The organism is Chitinibacter fontanus (genome assembly GCF_013423785.1).
GTDB lineage: Bacteria > Pseudomonadota > Gammaproteobacteria > Burkholderiales > Chitinibacteraceae > Chitinibacter > Chitinibacter fontanus.
Map to the genome: position 1 here is coordinate 3167829 of NZ_CP058952.1, position 17361 is coordinate 3185189.

Annotated in this window: 15 protein-coding genes; 7 read left to right on the plus strand and 8 right to left on the minus strand. The window is 51.6% G+C overall.

Annotated features, from left to right (window positions below; all coding sequences use genetic code 11):
• Positions 1 to 133: 133 nt before the first annotated feature.
• The gene (locus HZU75_RS15090; protein WP_180306813.1) at positions 134 to 526 is read left to right on the plus strand and encodes a group II truncated hemoglobin; all 393 of its coding nucleotides are present in this window, start codon (positions 134 to 136) and stop codon (positions 524 to 526) included.
• 96 nt (positions 527 to 622) lie between these two features.
• Here the strand turns inward: HZU75_RS15090 and HZU75_RS15095 are convergent, their stop codons facing one another.
• Positions 623 to 1090, minus strand: coding sequence for a tRNA (cytidine(34)-2'-O)-methyltransferase (locus tag HZU75_RS15095; RefSeq protein ID WP_180306814.1), 468 nt, complete (start codon positions 1088 to 1090; stop codon positions 623 to 625).
• Between the two features lie 261 nt (positions 1091 to 1351).
• Here HZU75_RS15095 and purU point away from each other — a divergent pair, with 261 nt between their 5' ends.
• The 5 genes from purU (at position 1352) to HZU75_RS15120 (ending at position 6335) form a co-directional block, all read left to right on the plus strand.
• Positions 1352 to 2206, plus strand: a complete 855-nt coding sequence (gene purU, locus HZU75_RS15100; protein WP_180306815.1) for a formyltetrahydrofolate deformylase — start codon at positions 1352 to 1354, stop codon at positions 2204 to 2206.
• A 138-nt stretch (positions 2207 to 2344) separates the two neighbouring features.
• Entirely contained in the window at positions 2345 to 3343 is a 999-nt protein-coding gene (locus HZU75_RS15105) for a hypothetical protein (protein WP_180306816.1), read from the plus strand.
• Positions 3328 to 4722 carry a phenylacetate--CoA ligase family protein gene (locus tag HZU75_RS15110; RefSeq protein WP_228028095.1) on the plus strand — a complete coding sequence of 465 codons (1395 nt, stop codon included), beginning with the start codon at positions 3328 to 3330 and terminating at the stop codon, positions 4720 to 4722. Before HZU75_RS15105 ends, HZU75_RS15110 begins: the two co-directional genes overlap by 16 nt.
• Complete coding sequence (gene pnuC / locus HZU75_RS15115; RefSeq protein ID WP_180306817.1) at positions 4715 to 5302, plus strand: nicotinamide riboside transporter PnuC; 588 nt, start codon at positions 4715 to 4717, stop codon at positions 5300 to 5302. Before HZU75_RS15110 ends, pnuC begins: the two co-directional genes overlap by 8 nt.
• Entirely contained in the window at positions 5289 to 6335 is a 1047-nt protein-coding gene (locus HZU75_RS15120) for an AAA family ATPase (protein ID WP_180306818.1), read from the plus strand. Before pnuC ends, HZU75_RS15120 begins: the two co-directional genes overlap by 14 nt.
• Positions 6336 to 6356: 21 nt before the next feature.
• Here HZU75_RS15120 and HZU75_RS15125 read toward each other — a convergent pair whose 3' ends face one another.
• The 7 genes from HZU75_RS15125 to ppsR form a co-directional block, all read right to left on the minus strand.
• Positions 6357 to 8933 (minus strand): [protein-PII] uridylyltransferase, encoded by a 2577-nt coding sequence (locus tag HZU75_RS15125; protein ID WP_180306819.1) that lies wholly within the window; start codon positions 8931 to 8933, stop codon positions 6357 to 6359.
• Between the two features lie 72 nt (positions 8934 to 9005).
• Positions 9006 to 9815: a type I methionyl aminopeptidase gene (map, locus tag HZU75_RS15130; protein ID WP_180306820.1), complete on the minus strand. Its 810-nt coding sequence runs from the start codon at positions 9813 to 9815 to the stop codon at positions 9006 to 9008.
• A gap of 87 nt (positions 9816 to 9902) precedes the next feature.
• Complete coding sequence (locus HZU75_RS15135; RefSeq protein ID WP_180306821.1) at positions 9903 to 11216, minus strand: chloride channel protein; 1314 nt, start codon at positions 11214 to 11216, stop codon at positions 9903 to 9905.
• 139 nt (positions 11217 to 11355) lie between these two features.
• The gene (minE, locus tag HZU75_RS15140; RefSeq protein ID WP_180306822.1) at positions 11356 to 11622 is read right to left on the minus strand and encodes a cell division topological specificity factor MinE; all 267 of its coding nucleotides are present in this window, start codon (positions 11620 to 11622) and stop codon (positions 11356 to 11358) included.
• Positions 11623 to 11625: 3 nt separating this feature from the next.
• On the minus strand, positions 11626 to 12435 hold the full coding sequence (minD, locus tag HZU75_RS15145) for a septum site-determining protein MinD (RefSeq protein ID WP_180306823.1): 810 nt from the start codon (positions 12433 to 12435) through the stop codon (positions 11626 to 11628).
• Between the two features lie 37 nt (positions 12436 to 12472).
• Positions 12473 to 13216 carry a septum site-determining protein MinC gene (gene minC, locus HZU75_RS15150; RefSeq protein WP_180306824.1) on the minus strand — a complete coding sequence of 248 codons (744 nt, stop codon included), beginning with the start codon at positions 13214 to 13216 and terminating at the stop codon, positions 12473 to 12475.
• Positions 13217 to 13388: 172 nt separating this feature from the next.
• Positions 13389 to 14207 (minus strand): posphoenolpyruvate synthetase regulatory kinase/phosphorylase PpsR, encoded by an 819-nt coding sequence (ppsR, locus tag HZU75_RS15155; protein WP_180306825.1) that lies wholly within the window; start codon positions 14205 to 14207, stop codon positions 13389 to 13391.
• A gap of 152 nt (positions 14208 to 14359) precedes the next feature.
• Here ppsR and ppsA point away from each other — a divergent pair, with 152 nt between their 5' ends.
• Positions 14360 to 16726 carry a phosphoenolpyruvate synthase gene (gene ppsA, locus HZU75_RS15160; protein WP_180306826.1) on the plus strand — a complete coding sequence of 789 codons (2367 nt, stop codon included), beginning with the start codon at positions 14360 to 14362 and terminating at the stop codon, positions 16724 to 16726.
• Positions 16727 to 17361: the final 635 nt, after the last annotated feature.

Consider the following 17361-nt stretch of genomic DNA (forward strand, 5'->3'; position numbering starts at 1 on the left):
CTCAGTATATGACCCAATTTGATCTTCGCAAGCTGACTTAGTAATTACTAGGTGCATGACTTGCGTGTAGCAAATGGACTTTAAAAATACTTGTAATAATTATGTATTAATTGGCAGTAAATAGGAAATAACGATGTCAGATATTCAGGAATTAAGTCCATATGAATTACTAGGTGGGGCTGCTGTGTTACGGCAATTAGTTGATCGTTTTTATGACATTATGGAAACCGATCCGCGAGCGGCCGGCATTCATGCCATGCATGGCAAAGACACGACACTGATTCGTGACAAGTTGTTTGAGTTTTTATCGGGCTGGTTAGGTGGGCCGCAATTGTTTATCGAGAAATACGGCCACCCACGTTTACGAGCCCGCCACATGCCGTTCAGCATTGGTGAGGCAGAGCGCAATCAATGGCTGTTGTGCATGTATCAAGCCATGAGTGAGATTGCGATCAGCGATGCACTGCGCGAGCATTTAGAGCAGGCGTTTTTCAAAACGGCTGATTTTATGCGCAACCAAGATTAAGGGTATGTTTTCTCACGCCAATATCTAATTGATTGGGTGAAGTATGCATTGGCAGGGTATATAAAAAAGGTAGCTTTGGGCGACCTTTTTTATGCTTTAAAAAATACCACCGGCAAAATCATTTTGGCGCCAAGCTTCATACACGGTAATGGCAACGGCGTTTGATAAGTTAAGGCTACGATTATCGGGATGCATTGGTAAGCGAATTCGATCTTTCGGTTCAAATTCGGCAAGTACCTCAGCTGGTAGACCGCGCGTTTCAGGCCCAAAAACCAAAACATCGCCGGGTTGATATTGCACTAAATCATAACGCTGTGAGCCTTTGGTGGTGCCCGCAAAAAAGCGTCGCCCAGCTAATGCTGCACGGCAGTCTGCCCAAGTTTCATGCACCTGCATTTGAGCGTATTCATGATAATCGAGCCCCGCACGACGCATTTTGGTGTCATCGAGTGGAAACCCGAGTGGTTTGACCAAGTGCAACATGCAGCCAGTATTGGCGGCAAGGCGAATAATATTGCCGGTATTGGGTGGGATTTCTGGTTGGTATAAAACGATATCAAACATAGGCTCTTTGGGCTAATTCAGTGCGTAATAGGTGAGTGTAGTTGTTAAATTGCGAGCGTTCGAAGGGCAATTAACTGCAACATAAGTTCAGCTAATGATACCAAAGCTGGGGCGCGCACGCCGCTGCGTATGGCTGAACGCACCAGCAAGTTACTGAGCGAGCCCATCCTGAGCTGATTAGGCGCAAAACTCGCTGCTTTAGCCTGTCATCAAAGGCGCGTGGCTGTTAGAATCGTTGTAACTTTTGTTTGCGAATCCATCATGAACCAAACTGCTACGCTATTGATCAGCTGCCCAGACCGTAAAGGGTTGTCGGCAGCAATTGCCAATTTTCTCTACACCTATAACGCCAATATCGTTCACTCCGATCAGCATCAGGACAATACCGATAATCTGTTTTTGATGCGGATTGAGTGGGATTTATCCGACTTTACCTTGGATATGAACGCTTTTTCGGCCGCTTTTCAACCGATTGCCGATCGTTTTGAAATGACGTGGAAAGTAGCGCTGTCCAATCGCCCGCAGAAAATGGCGATTTTCGTGTCGAAATATGATCATTGCCTGGTAGATTTGCTGCATCGCCATAAAAGCGGCGAGCTCAATTGTGAGATTCCACTGATTATCTCCAATCACGAAGATTGTCGCGCGCTGGCCGAGTTTTACGGCATTGAATACCACGTGATTCCGGTGACCAAAGACAATAAGGTTGAAGCAGAAGCCAAGCAAAAAGCGCTGCTAGTGGAAAAAGGCATCGATTTGATCGTGCTGGCGCGCTATATGCAGGTGCTGAGCCACGACTTCACCGCGGCTTATCCGCAACGCGTGATCAATATTCACCACAGCTTTTTGCCCGCTTTTGACGGTGCGAAACCTTACCACCGCGCGTTTGCGCGTGGCGTGAAGCTGATCGGCGCGACTAGCCATTATGTGACTGAAATTCTGGATGATGGCCCGATTATTGAGCAAGATGTCAATCGCATTTCACATCGTGATAATGTTGATGCACTGATTCAACAAGGCCGCGATCTGGAGCGTGTGGTGCTGTCGCGCGCCGTGCGCTGGCATCTGGAACACCGTGTACTGGTGTATTCAAACAAAACCGTAATTTTCGATTAAAAGTAGTAATTCGCTTTTATTTTAGGGTATATGGCTGTGGGTCTTATGATAAAAGATCTAGGGGTATATACCCTTTGTTGTGTCTATTGATGTCTATTGCCTGTAGCTGTTTTGATCAACCCTTTTCTAGGTTTAGCCATGAGCGCTGTCGCTTATGTGTTTCTCACGGCCATTTGCACGGCATTACTGACTAAACTGTACGCCCTGAGTGCGCTCGCTCACTGGGGGGCTTTGCTAGTGTGGGCATGCTTGATGCTGTGCAATCAAGTCTATGGTTGGCAGCGTCCCGTCGCGCATTTTAAGGTGCTGTTATGCGGCTGGTTGCTGGCCACGGTGCAAACTCATCACTCTGACGTGCAACTAGTGCAGCAAGCCGTTGGTTTTGGCGCGCAGTGGATGTGGACGCTACTGTTCTGGCTGGTGCTGTTACCACTGCTGTTGTCAAGCTGGACCCTGGTCGACTATCTGGCTCAAGTCTGGCGCAGGCAACCCGTGCCCAAAACGCTAGAGCACGAACCCAGTATTGTGCTGTTGCAGGTGGCATTATGGTTAGCACTGATTATTGTTGTTGCGCAATGGTCATTAGCTCTGGCCTTGAGTTCGCTTCAATTTTTGCTGCTGGCCGCACTGGGATTTGCTATCGGGTTGCAGGTGACGGGTAGTGAGCAAGCTCGCTGGCCTCTCACCCGCTTAGGGGCCTGCATGGCTCTCATGGCGGGTTCGTTGGCGCAACTGATACCCTTGAAACAATTGGGAGTGGTTGGCGCTATGGTTTGGATTGTCTTGGTGCTTGGACTGATCTTTTCCGTGTTTTATTTGGGCTGGCTATTGCGCGGCAAGCCTGAAGATCAACCTAAAGCAGATGCTACTTCAGCTGAAGACCCAATCATTAACCCTTTGCCACCCAGCGCAGAGATGCTGGCCGAAGAAGAAAATAGCGCAGCAGAATCTGCACGACGTCGGCAGCTTAGTCTGGAAGAGCGTGTAGCGGCAGATTTAGCAGATGAGGAAGCTAGACTATTAGCGCAGGCGGAAGAAATTCGCCAACAAACGCCCGAACAACGCGCTGAAAAATTGCGTGCCGCCATTGCCCAAGCGCAGGCACAGGAAGCGGCAGATAAATGGACGCGCGAGTAGTGCGGCACGAGCAACCTTCACTTGTACTGCCAGCTGCGGTAAATCCAGCTTATTTCACTGGGATTAGCCCTGCCGGTGCTGCAATGCTGCAGCGTCTCATCCATCACCCGCACGCGCCGCGCTTTCGTAACCAGAGTGGTCACCGGCTGCTACCCAATGAGCTAAATCAACTGGATGGGTATATTCGCAAAGCCCTTATTCAATCTATTGCATCGCCCTATACTTCATTGGGTATGGTGCCGGACTTCTTGAACAAGCTTTTGAAAGACACTCAAGAACAGGTGCCCGCGTTTGCTGGCGCTCTTCCAGTTGAGTTTGCAGAGATTCCCACCACGTGCCGTGCTGACCTTAGCCGTGACTTCACTCGCTATGTGCCACAGCCGTTGCCACTTGAGCGGCTGATTTGTTTTTCTACTAGTGGTACCACGGGTCATCCACTCACCATTCCATCGTACCCAATGGTGGCTGCGCGCTATCAAGCGTTTCATCGTCGTGCCTTGGCGCATTTTGGGATTGTGCCTTGTGCAAAGCAGGGGGAGGTCGCCGTGGCTTTGGTGGGGTCGCAAGCGCGCTGTTTTACCTATGCCTCAATCAATCCATTGCAAGCCGAGGCGGGTTTGGTGAAGCTCAATTTGAATGAAGCCGATTGGCATCATCCCGCTGATCGTAGCCGTTATCTGGATGATTTGGCGCCGGAGTTAATTACCGGTGATCCGATTTCCTTGATGGCTTTGGCAGACCTGCCGTTACAACACCAGCCGAAAGCCATCTTATCGACCTCGATGCAGATGCTAGATGGTACACGCCAGTATCTGGAGCGACGTTTTGCGTGCCCGGTGCTGGATATTTATTCAATGAATGAAGCGGGGCCCATTGCGGTTTTTGACCCGATGTTGGGCGGGCATGTTTTATTGCAACCCGAATTGTGGGTGGAAATTGTCGATGAAGCAGGGCGCTTGCTGCCATTGGGTGAGCGCGGCGAAATAACGCTCAGCGGTGGGTTTAATCCATGGCTGCCACTGCGCCGCTATCGCACTGGCGATTATGCAGCAATGGCCTTGGTGGGGCAGATGCCTGTGTTGATGGGGTTGAGCGGGCGCCCGCCAGTGCGCTTTTGTACGGTTGATGGGTGCTGGATTAATAATGTCGACATCAGTCAGGCACTACAGCACTTTATGTTGCAGCAATTTAGTCTGCATCAGGCTCACGATGGCAGTTTGCGGCTGCAAATTGTTGGTGACATCGATTTGCTTGCGTTACGCCAGCAGATGACTCATTTATTGGGCAATTGGCCGCTTAACATCGAGACGCGGCCAGCCCTAGGTGAAAAAATAATTCAATATACCAGTGATTTTCTAGCGGAGACTTGCCGTGTTTAGTACCACCCCACTCGAATTCAGTGCCAACATCTTGTATGCCTTTTCAGTGTATTTGGCCGCCCTCAATAGTGTTTGGACTTGGGCGACCGGGATTGTGGGGTGCGTGTTATTTGCCTATTTATTTTTCGGGTTTCAGCTCTACGCCGATGTAACGCTGCAGGTATTTTTTATTGCGACGAGCTTGCTGGGGTGGTGGCGCTGGCAACATGGTGGGCAAGGGGCGCAATTAGCGATTCGACAGTCTAGTCTGCGATTTATTGGTCTGCGCGCTGGTGCAGCAATGATCATCGCGCTCGCTTATGGGGCTTTGCTGCATTACTTCACCAATGCCTATGCACCCTTTGTTGATTCCCTGATTTTAACCTTTAGCGTACTCGCGCAATTATTGTTGGTGCAGCGGCGTATCGAAAATTGGTATTGCTGGTTCATTGTTAACACCATCGCTGTGCCGCTCTATCTATCACGAGGCTTGTATTTAACGGCGCTGTTTTATGCAATTTACTGGTGCAATGTGCTGTATGGCTGGTATCAATGGCGTCAGCAATTGAAAGCAGAGTCGCTGGAATATGCGGCAGCTTAAGCGTGGTTTGGTCGTTGGCAAGTTTGCCCCGCTGCATCTTGGTCATGAGGCTCTGATTGAGTTCGCCCTACAGCACTGTGAGCAAGTACTGGTGCTGAGCTACACTAGCCAAAATTTTCTAAGTTGTACGCCAGCACAAAGGCGAGCGTGGTTTGCTGCCCGTTATGGTACCGAGGTACGAATTCGTAGCTGTGTGTTGGATGCTTCAGAGTTGTCCAGTTGGCCTGATTTTCCACTCGATTTGCCCGACGATGGCGCCCCCGCTGAGGTGCAGCGCGAATTTTGCTGGCAGGTATTGCGCCGGCTGGGTTTTATGCCAGACGGGGTGTTTAGTAGTGAAGACTATGGAGCGGGCTTCGCTGCCTATTTGTCGCACGCTGCGGCGCAGCCCGTTGTGCATTGCCCATTTGACCTGGAGCGGCAGCAACACAGCGTGAGCGCCACGCAAATTCGACGCGGCTTATTGCCTGCAGCCGTATGGCTATCGCCAGCCGTAGCGGCTAGCTATCAAGTGTTGGGAAAAATTGCGCTGCTTGGCGCAGAATCCACTGGCAAGACGACACTGAGTCGAATTTTGGCCGAGCATTTAGGCATGCCCTGTGTCGCCGAATATGGTCGTCAGCGCTGGGAGGAGCGGCAGGGGCAATTGGCGTTTTCTGATTTGCTGCAGATTGCCCGTACTCAAATCGCTCACGAGGAGGCTGCATTAGCGCAGGCGCGCGAAGGCATCATCTGCGATACCACGCCTTTAACTACCTTGTTTTACTCGCAGGCCTTATTTGGTCACGCTGACCCCGCATTATCCGCGTTGGCGGAACGGCCGTATCAACACCTGTTTTTACTAAGCCCTGATTTTCCGCTAGTGCAAGATGGAACGCGGCAAGATGAAGCTTTTCGCCAAGCGCAGCATCGTTGGTATTTAGCCGAGTTGGCGCAGCGTCAACTGTCGTATCAGCTAATTAGCGGGCCGCTTGAACAGCGGATTCAAACGATATTGCAGGCTGTGGGTATATCGCCAGAGTCCATTAAATGAATACTCTCTGGCGATATACTGTCAATTTTGTGGGCTCAGCGCTTGCAACAAATCATTTTCAATTTGCAATCGTGCACGCTCATCACCCAGCACGCTGCCGCTGATCAGGAAATTATCCTCGGCGCGCTCGCCCAAGGTCATGATCTTGGCAGATTGGATTTCGATGCGATTGCTCGCCAAAATCCGCGCAATCGTTGAGAGCAGGCCGGGTCTATCGCCTGCCACTATGGACAAAATATAGTATTTGCCTTTTTCATCAGCGCGGATCTGCACATGCGTTTGCACTGGAAAGTGCTTTTGCTGGCGCGAGAGGCGGGCGGTGGGCGCCGCTTGCAGCGGGAGCTTTTTTAAAATGCGCTGTGCCAGCTCGTATTCGACATAATTGATCAGATCGCGATACGAGGTGCCCAAACCATCGGGGATAAACACATAGAAAGTATCGAGCGCATAGCCGTGGGTAGTGGTGTGAATATGCGCGTCAAAAATACTGTAACCAGCACGCTCGAAAAAGCTGCAAATTTGCGCAAATAGATCCGGCTGATCCAGCGTATAGACCACCACTTGCAAGCCTTCGCCTGATTCAGACAACTTGGCTTTCACCGTGGGTTCGTCCGCATTCATTCGATTAAGCAGTACCCGTGTGTGCCAAGCAATATCGCGTGCGTCGTGGCGCAGAAAATACACGGTGTCGAGTAGCTTCCAGAATGGCTGATGTGCATCCTCGCGGAAGCCATACAGTCGCAGCAGGCGTAGCGCTTCATCCTGACGCTCATTGAGCCAAGAATGCGCAGTGATGTTCTGGCTATTCAGGTATCGGGCGGTGCCTTTGAACAGGTCTTCCAGCAGCTTGGCTTTCCAGGCATTCCATACCTTCGGGCTGGTGCCGCGAATATCGGCCACAGTGAGCAAATACAAGGCATTCAGGTGGCGCTGATCTTTGACTAACGCTGCGAATTCGGCGATGACATCGGGGTCGTACACGTCCTGCTTTTGCGCAATCGAAGACATGGTTAGGTGGTGCGTCACCAGCCAGACGATCAGGTCACGGTCATCTGCTGGCAGCGGGTGAGCGTCAACCCAAGTGCGGGTAATCGCCGCGCCCAGCTGCGAATGATCGCCGCCGCGGCCTTTGCCAATATCGTGAAACAGCGCTGCCAGATACAGTACTTCGGGACGCTCGAACTCTTCGAGCAGGCGCGAGCACAGCGGGTATTCGTGGGTAAATGCTGGCACGGCAAAGCGGCGCACATTACGAAGCACCATCAGCGTGTGCTCGTCCACCGTGTAAACATGAAATAAATCATGCTGCATGCGGCCAACAATATCGCCAAATTCCGGAATATAGCGGCCCAATACGCCGTATTGATTCATGCGGCGCAAAATGCGCGTTAAGCCGCGCGGCTCACGGAACAGCGCAATGAATAATTGCCGGTTGTGTGGGTTGGCGAGGAAATCATCGTCGATTTTATGCCGCGCGTGCCACAGTGCACGCAAGGTTTCTGGCGCAATATCGCGCGCTTCGCGGCGCTGCTCAAAGTGTAAAAACAGCGCCAGAATACTTTCGGGTTTGCGCTCAAACAGCGCTGGGTCGGTGATTTCGAGCAGGTCGTCGCGAATCTGGAAATCATTACAAATTTGAATGGTTTGCCGACCGATAAACGAGAAAATCCGCGCGCGTAGTGCTTGCACCAACACCGGAACCAATTGGGTGACGATGCGCGCCGCCAAGTAATATTCGGCCATCAGCGCTTCAGAAGCGCGTTGCGTGATGCGCCCGGCGGCGGATAAATCGTCAAAACCGAACTCTTTGGCCAGTGGGTGCTGATAATCGAACAAAATCCGATCTTCGCGGCGACGCGCGCGCCAGTGCAGCGCAATGCGATAGGTGCGCAATACGCGCTCGGCTTCGCAGAGTTTTTGATTTTCTTCATGCGTGAGCATGCCGAGCGCCGCCAGTGCATGCCAATCGCGGCCCAAACGCTGGCTGGCGGCGATCCAGCCGATTAAATGCAGATCGCGCAAGCCACCCGGCGCTTCCTTGATATTGGGTTCGAGCTTGTAGGTGGCATTCTGGAATTTGCCATAGCGTGCTTGCTGCTCGATCAGCTTGGCATCGAAAAACTCTTTCGGGTCGATATGGCGGTGAACGGTGTCCATAAATTCGGCAAAACGTTCGCTGTCGCCGACCAGTACCCGCGTTTCCAGTAATGCAGTCTGTACCGTGATGTCGCGCTCGGCTTCGTTCAAACAATCCGCAATTGTACGCACCGAATGGCCCACTTCCAGCCCGATATCCCACAGCTCGCCAACGAAGATTTCCAATTTTTCCAGCAAAGCGGGGCTAGGTTGGTCGGGCAGTAAAATTAGTAGATCGATATCCGATGAGGGGTATAGCTCACCACGTCCATAGCCACCTACTGCAGCGAGTAATACCTCGTTAGTAAACTCGTGTCTATCCCACAATTCGACCAAGGTTGCATCGGTCAGCTTGGCCAAAGCATTCAGTAGCGGCGCAGCTTTGGACGGGATATTGAACCGCTCGCGCAGCGCGGCTTTGGCAGTGGCGTAGGATTCACGAATGGCGGTGACTGAACGCATGATAGTTCCTGCTTGCAAGACATAAAAAAGGGTATTGCCACGCAATACCCTGATTTATTCAATTACAGACAATTACCCAAGGAGGTATTTTTCTGGCTTGGCTGGGGTGCCCGCCGATACGGTCAGCACTTCATAGCCAGTTTCGGTGACCAGTACCGTGTGTTCCCACTGCGCCGACAAGCTGCGATCTTTGGTCACGATCGTCCAGCCGTCGTTCATTTGTTTGATTTCACGTTTGCCGGCGTTAATCATCGGCTCGATGGTGAAAATCATACCAGCTTGCATTACTGGGCCAGTACCTGCTTTGCCATAGTGCAGCACTTGCGGTTCTTCATGAAACACCGCACCAATGCCGTGGCCGCAGAATTCACGCACTACTGAATAGCCCGCTTTTTCGGCGTATTTTTGAATCGCCGCGCCAATATCACCAAAATGTGCGCCAGGCTTTACTTGCTCAATACCAATCCACATGCAGTCGTAGGTGATTTGCGACAAGCGTTTGGCATGGCTAGCCACATTATCGCCAACCATAAACATCCGGCTATTGTCGCCGTGGTAGCCGTCTTTGATCACGGTGATATCAAGGTTAACCACGTCGCCATTTTTCAGCGGTTTGTCATTCGGAATGCCGTGACAAATCACATTGTTGACCGAGGTGCAGATCGATTTAGGGTAGGGTATATAACCAGGAGGGCAGTAATTCAAGGGTGCTGGAATAGTACCCTGCACATTCACCATGTATTCGTGACACAGGCGGTCGATCTCGGCGGTGGTGACGCCGGGTACAATAAATGGCGTAATGTAATCGAGCACTTCGCTGCCTAGGCGGCCAGCGACGCGCATTTTTTCGATTTCTTCTGCGGTTTTAATGGAAATGCTCATGTAGCCCTCAATGGTCGATGCCGTGCATCGCAATAATTTTTTCGCAATTATAACATTGCCAACCTAGTCAAGCGGGTTTTGACTGCGCTATTTCATGCTATCTGTTTTGATGAGTGGCGGTAAATTACGCAAAGACTGATCGGCAAGCTCATGGTACAGATTGACCCGAAACAGTCGAGAAACGTAGGACGCAATCATGGCAGCGGCGAGACTGGAGATCACCATATCGTGCCCATCGGTCATTTCCATCATGATGACTGCTGCTGTGAGCGGGGCGCGGGTAACGGCGGCCAACAAGCCAACCATGCCAATTGCCATCAGTTTAACGTTGGAGGTGTCACTAAATAGCCCACTGAACCAGCTTCCCACCCCAGCACCCAGTGATAGTGAAGGGGCAAAGATGCCGCCGGGTAGCCCAGTAAGAAAGGTCAATACCATGCCTGCCCATTTGAGTGGTGTGAAATACCATGGCAAGGTTTGGGCGTGATTGATTGCCTCGCTAGTGATTTCTGCGCCACTACCGTGGATCGGTGCAATCAGCCCGCAGATGGCAATCAGCAAGCCGCACGCGGCAACGAAATAATAGGGCTGCTGCTGCCGCCATTGCGTAATTGGTTGTGGCAGCCAGCGCTCGGTATGGATGCAGACCCAAGAAAATGCACCGCCCACCAATCCACACATGGTGCTGATCACGATCACGGGTAGCACGATGCCATAGTCAAAATTGGGCACATGGATGCGGCCAAAATAGACATAGTCGCCCAAGATGGCTAATGAGACCACCCCGGCGATAATCACCGCCCCCAATAGTTTGCCAGAGGTTTGTTCTTCGACTGAGCGAGCTAGCTCCTCAAAGGCAAATACAATCCCCGCCAGCGGCGTGTTAAATGCCGCCGCAATCCCGGCGGCTCCGCCCGCTAAAATCAGCTGACGGCGAAAAACAGCGCTGTCTTTGGGGGAAAAACGGTGCAGCGCGTACATAATGCTGGCGCCAATTTGTACGGTAGGGCCTTCACGTCCCAGTACAAAGCCAGAGCCCAGCCCAATTACAATGCCTAGAAATTTAGCAACTGCAATCCGAATCGAGAGCAAGCGATCCGCCAGCGAAACTTCTTGTGTGAGTTCCAACGCGGCTTTGGTTTGTGGAATGCCGCTGCCTTGCGCACCTTGCCCCATTTTTTGCATTAACCAGCGCGCAAGAACGCCACCGGCCGGCACTAAGAGCAGCGGTAGCCAAACCCAGTGCGCTTGTAGATGGCTAAATAACTTGAAGGCCCATTCGGCCGTTTTGGCCAAAATGACCGCGACCAAACCAACGCAACCAGCACCTAGCCACAACAGCAAAGTTTGGCGGCTGCTCAGTGAGAGTGTTTTTGTATGTGCAAGTAAGTGCCTGAACATGGGGTGGCAAATGAAGGCAAAGATTCATTCTATGGATACCGCACGTTCAGGCCAAGTTTTAATCACTAGAATCGCCGCAAATGTGAAAAGTTGCGCGGTTTTTAGCGGCAATAAAAAAGAGGCCGAAGCCTCTTAGTGTTTATGCCGCTGTTTTGCGATGCTCTGGTAGCACGATATTGACCTCAAGTACCTCAAAGTCATCTTTACGATCCAGTTGGACCTTGATGTCTTCTGGGTTGATGGCAACGTACTTTGAAATTACTTCAACCAATTCGCGTTGCAATTGCGGCAGGTAATCCGGTGCTTCGCGACCATTACGCTCGTGTGCCAGAATGATCTGCAAACGCTCGCGGGCGACGCTGGCGGTTTTTTTCTTTTCGCCAAAGAAATAGCTCAGAATTGACATGGCTTAACCTCCGAACAACCGTTTCCAGAACGGCTGTTTTGGCACTTCGATAAAGCGCATCGGTTTTTCTTCGCCCAAGAAGCGCGCGATCACGTCTTTGTAGGCTTCTGATACATCGGTGCCGGCATTGTGAATCGCTGGCGTGCCTGAGTTGGAGGCCTGCAACACAGATTCTGATTCCGGAATAATCCCGATCAATGAAATCCGCAGCAAGTGTTGTACATCGTCAAGCGACAGCATTTCACCTGATTCAACGCGGGCTGGGCTATAGCGGGTGATCAGCAGGTGGGTTTTTACCGTGCCACCTTCTTCGGCCTTTTTCGATTTGGCATCCAAAATACCGATGATGCGGTCTGAGTCGCGTACCGATGAGACTTCGGGATTGGTCACGACAATGGCTTCATCGGCGAAATACAGCGCCAAGAATGCACCTGTTTCGATACCGGCGGGGCTATCGCAGACGATGTAATCAAAACCGTCGTGTTTGAGCTCGTTCAATACCCGCTCAACGCCTTCTTTTGATAGCGCGTCTTTATCACGGGTTTGTGACGCTGGGAGGACAAACAGATTGTCACAATTTTTATCTTTGATCAGTGCTTGGCGCAGCGTGGCCTCGCCCTGAATCACATTAACAAAGTCGTATACCACGCGACGCTCGCAACCCATAATCAGGTCGAGATTACGCAAACCCACGTCAAAGTCGATGACTGCGGTTTTGAAACCACGTAGGGCCAAGCCCGACGCAAAACTAGCACTGGTGGTGGTTTTACCCACGCCGCCTTTACCAGAGGTAACGACTACGATTTTTGCCACAATGTGTCCCCTATGTCCTTGAATGTCTGAAAACGTATTAATTTAAATTGTTTAGTGGTTCGATCACGATTTTGTCCTGATCCAGCATAATTTGCGCCGGTTTGGAGCGAATCGAATCGGGTAAAGCTTGATCTAGGCTGCGATAGATGCCCGCTACAGAGACCAGCTCGGCTTCCATGCAGGTGGTAAAAATGCGGGCACTGGTGTCGCCACGAGCACCAGCTAAGGCACGGCCGCGCAGTGGGGCGTACACATGAATGTTGCCATCGGCTATCACTTCGGCGCCATTAGAAACCAATGCCAATACAATTAGATCGCCGCCTTTGGCATACACTTGCTGACCCGTGCGTACCGGGCGGGTAATGATCGTTGCACCTTGTGGTGTAACGACTTCCGGCACGTACTGGGGCTGGGTATTTTGCTGAGCATGGGCACTGGCCGAAATTTCGCTGTCGCTCAGTACGACCAAGCCCGCTTCTTTCGCTGCAACTTGTTGATCACGGTTTCCGCCTTGCGCCGCAATCGGTGCCAGTGCAAATTGGCGTAGCAAATTAACCATCGCAACGAGTTCGACTGCACTGGGGATCTGCGGCAGGCTGTTAAAATCAATGACGATTTGTTCACCCGCTAAGAAGTGGTCAACGCCACCGAGTTGGGCTTGCAGTGCGGCTTGTAATTGATCGCAATCGGTCGTGACGGGAATAAAGGCAGTTAAGCGTGTGGTGGTGCTTTTAAATTCAAACAAGCTGGCCGCTTGTTCCGGATAGGCAAAACTCGTCATGGCTGGCGATCAAATCAGTGTGGGCAGTAAAGCCAGCAGTTTACCTTTTCAGCCCCGCACTAGGAAGCTGTAAACACGCGTCAGACTCGCAAAACAACTGTTCCGACGCGTTTCTTTGGCTAAACGGCAGGCCTTATTGCGCTATTGGAGTAATAAAGCAGGAAAACTGGATTTAGTAAGCCCGTCGGGTCAGGCCTGTTTTATGCATAATGGTGGTTGCCAGTTCTTCGATCGACATGCGGGTGGTGTTTAAATATGGCACGCCCACTTGGCGCATCAGGGCTTCAGCTTCGGCTACTTCAAATTGGCAGGTGTCGAGCTGGCAGTAACGGCTATCTGGTTTACGCTCTTGCCGAATTTGCCGCAGACGTTCTGGATCAATAGTCAGACCAAATAGCTTATTGCGATACGGCAGCAGCAGGCGTGGCAGGGTGTGTTGGCCAAAATCTTCCGGGGTCAGCGGGTAATTGGCGGCTTTTATGCCAAATTGTAACGCCATATAGAGGCAAGTCGGCGTTTTTCCTGAGCGTGAAACCCCCACCAAAATCAGGTCTGCTTCGGCTAAATCGCGCGGCATCACCCCATCGTCGTGGTTGAGTGAAAAATTCACTGCATTGATACGATTGTTGTATTCCTCGAAATTGCTGATTTCGTGCGAACGGCCAATTGTGTGTGAAGACTGCACGCCCAGCTCTTCTTCGAGTGGGCCAATGAATTGGGCAAAAAAGTCGAAGGATTGGGCGTCAGGCACTTGAATTTTGGCGCGTATTTCTAAATTTGCGATGGTGCTAAACACCAATGGGCGACAGCCATCAATCAAGGCTTGTCGTCTAATTTGCAAGGCAACTTCTTCGGCTTTTTCTAATGTATCCACAAAGGGCAGTACGATTCGATTAAATGTCACATCTTCGAATTGCGACAGCAATGAGTGGCCGAGAATTTCGACAGTAATCCCCGTGCGACCTGAAACAAAAAACGCAGTACGGCGCATAAATTTTCCTTTTTTCTTAGCATAAACTGACGAGAGGGGGAAAACCAGTAGATACAATTACTTACTTTGCCGAAAAAAAAACTATGGTTAACTTATCTACCCGCGTTGCAGTGCAGCAACGGTGTTTTTAATCCAGAAGAAAGGGCCGGCCGATGACAGAAAATTATGTGATTGACTTCGCGCATCTGCGTATGAGCGACGTGGAAAAAGTAGGCGGTAAGAACGCCTCATTGGGGGAAATGATTTCCCAATTGACTGAAAAAGGCGTTCGCGTACCGGGCGGCTTTGCGACCACAGCCGAAGCCTATCGCGTATTTCTGGCGCAGGATGGGCTGGCTGATCGTATCGATGCCGCACTTGCTAGCTTGGATGTGGATGACGTTAAAGCACTGGCTGAAACCGGCAAGCAAATTCGCGACTGGATCATGGCCACACCATTGCCGGTGCAGCTGGAGGCTGAAATGGCCGAGCACTATGCCAAGCTGGGTGAGAATGTTACCGTTGCGGTGCGCTCATCGGCCACGGCGGAGGATTTGCCTGATGCGTCGTTCGCAGGCCAGCAAGAAACTTTCCTTAATATCGTCGGTTACCAAAATGTCGTCGATGCAATGAAGCAAGTGTTTGCGTCTTTGTATAACGACCGCGCGATTGCCTATCGCGTACACAAAGGGTTCGATCACAAAATCGTTGCGCTCTCAGCGGGTATTCAGCGCATGGTGCGCTCGGACAAAGGCGCTGCCGGGGTGTTGTTTACGATTGATACTGAATCGGGCTTCGATCAGGTGGTGTTCGTGACTGCCTCGTATGGCTTGGGCGAAACTGTAGTGCAGGGCGCGGTGAATCCGGATGAATTCTTCGTGCATAAGCCTACTTTGCGTGCTGGCCGCCCAGCGATCGTTCGCCGCCATTTGGGTGGTAAAGCGCTCAAGATGGAATTCGATACCGAATCGGTAGCGGGTAAATCGGTGCGTACTGTCGACGTTGATTTGGCTGATCGCCGCCAATTTTCTATCTCAGACGCTGAAGTGCATGAATTGGCGCAATACGCGCTGATTATTGAAGAACATTATGGCCGCGCGATGGATGTGGAATGGGGGCGTGATGGCATTGATGGCAAGCTGTATATCTTGCAAGCGCGCCCTGAAACGGTGAAATCACAAGAATCGGGCAATCTGACTAAATTCCGGATGCTCGAAACCGGCGAAGTGCTCACCGAAGGCCGCGCCATTGGGCAAAAAATCGGCCAAGGTCGCGTACGGATTATCCGCGATGTAACGGAAATGGATCGCGTGCAGGCGGGTGATGTATTGGTATCTGACATGACCGACCCCGATTGGGAGCCGGTGATGAAACGGGCCGCAGCAATTGTGACCAATCGTGGCGGACGAACCTGTCACGCTGCAATTATTGCCCGCGAACTCGGTATTCCTGCTGTCGTTGGCTGTGGCGACGCCACCAAAGCGCTGCGCGAAGGTGATGAAGTGACCGTATCGTGTGCTGAAGGCGATACCGGCAATGTGTATTCCGGTTTGCTCAAGTTTGAACGTATGGATGTCTCATTGACGACGCTGCCCAAAGCGCCGGTCAAATTAATGATGAACGTCGGCAACCCTGAGTTGGCGTTTGAATTTGCGCAATTGCCGAATGAAGGTGTCGGTTTGGCGCGGCTCGAATTCATTATTAACCGCATGATCGGCATTCATCCGAAAGCGCTGCTGGCCTATCCGAACGTTTCAACTCCGCTAAAAACTCAGATCGAAGAGCGTATCGCAGGTTATCGCTCGGCGGTCGATTTTTACGTAGATAAAATTGCTGAAGGCATTGCAACGCTGGGTGCTGCGTTTTATCCGAAAAAAGTCATCGTACGCCTGTCCGATTTTAAATCGAATGAATACGCGAACCTGCTCGGCGGGCCGGATTACGAGCCGCACGAAGAAAACCCAATGATCGGTTTCCGCGGCGCGGCACGTTACGTCGATAAATCATTCCGTGATTGCTTTGAGCTCGAATGCCGCGCAGTGAAAAAAGTGCGCGACGTAATGGGGCTGACCAACGTCGAAGTGATGATTCCCTTCGTGCGCACCGTCAAAGAAGCCGAATGTGTCATCGAATTGCTGGAGCGCAATGGCCTGAAACGCGGCGAGAATGGGCTGCGCATCATTATGATGTGCGAAATCCCTGCCAACGCGGTGCTGGCCGAGCAGTTCCTGCAATATTTCGACGGCTTCTCGATTGGCTCGAACGATATGACGCAATTGACGCTCGGGATCGACCGCGACTCCGGCGGCCCGGTATCGGCGAGCTTTGACGAGCGCAACGACGCGGTGAAAGCGATGCTGAGTATGTCGATCAAAGCCTGCCGTAAACTCGGTAAATACGTCGGCATCTGCGGCCAAGGCCCGTCGGATCACCCTGATTTCGCGCAGTGGTTGGTCGAGGAGGGGATTGAAACGATTTCGCTTAATCCCGATACGGTGATCGAAACGTGGCTGTTCTTGGCCAATGGCGGTAAGAAATAAAGCTTTGGGTATATCTTTGTTGGCATTGTGATATTTGCGCGACAAAGAAATACTTGCCCTAGTATGTAAAGCCCGTCCTTGTGACGGGTTTTTTGTTGGACTTGCAAAGCCTGCTGCGCAGGCGGAAAACCGGCGTTCGAGCGCCAGACGACGTGACGCAGCATGGTGGCTATGCCGCCGTAGCGAAGACCGTGGCCTAAGGCCAGCAAAGAAGAGTTTTGCTTTCGTTTCTCGCCAACTAATTGGTTTTACAAATCAACGATTGCATGGCCTGCTGGCGCAGGCGATAAACCGGCGGTTTCGCCCGCCGGACGAATCAGGGGCAGTTTTGCCTTGCCCCTGATAACCCTAACGCGCCCGATCGACGTGAAACCCCCGCTTGAAAAAGCCACGGCGAGGCGCCGCTTCAACTCGCCACGCCCTAACGTCGCGTCTCCACGGGCTATCCGTCCTAATTGGCAACAGGGGTATATTAACCAAAGCGAGATTAAAATTAACCTTTAGAGCAACACTATGGCGGGTATATATCGCGATGGTCGGTCTAGGGCTTGAATTCCCGTGTAGCGAAAACCGCGGCGAGGAGAGAGACAAACGGCTTTATTGTTTGGCTTACGACTAAGCAAGGGCAGCACGGA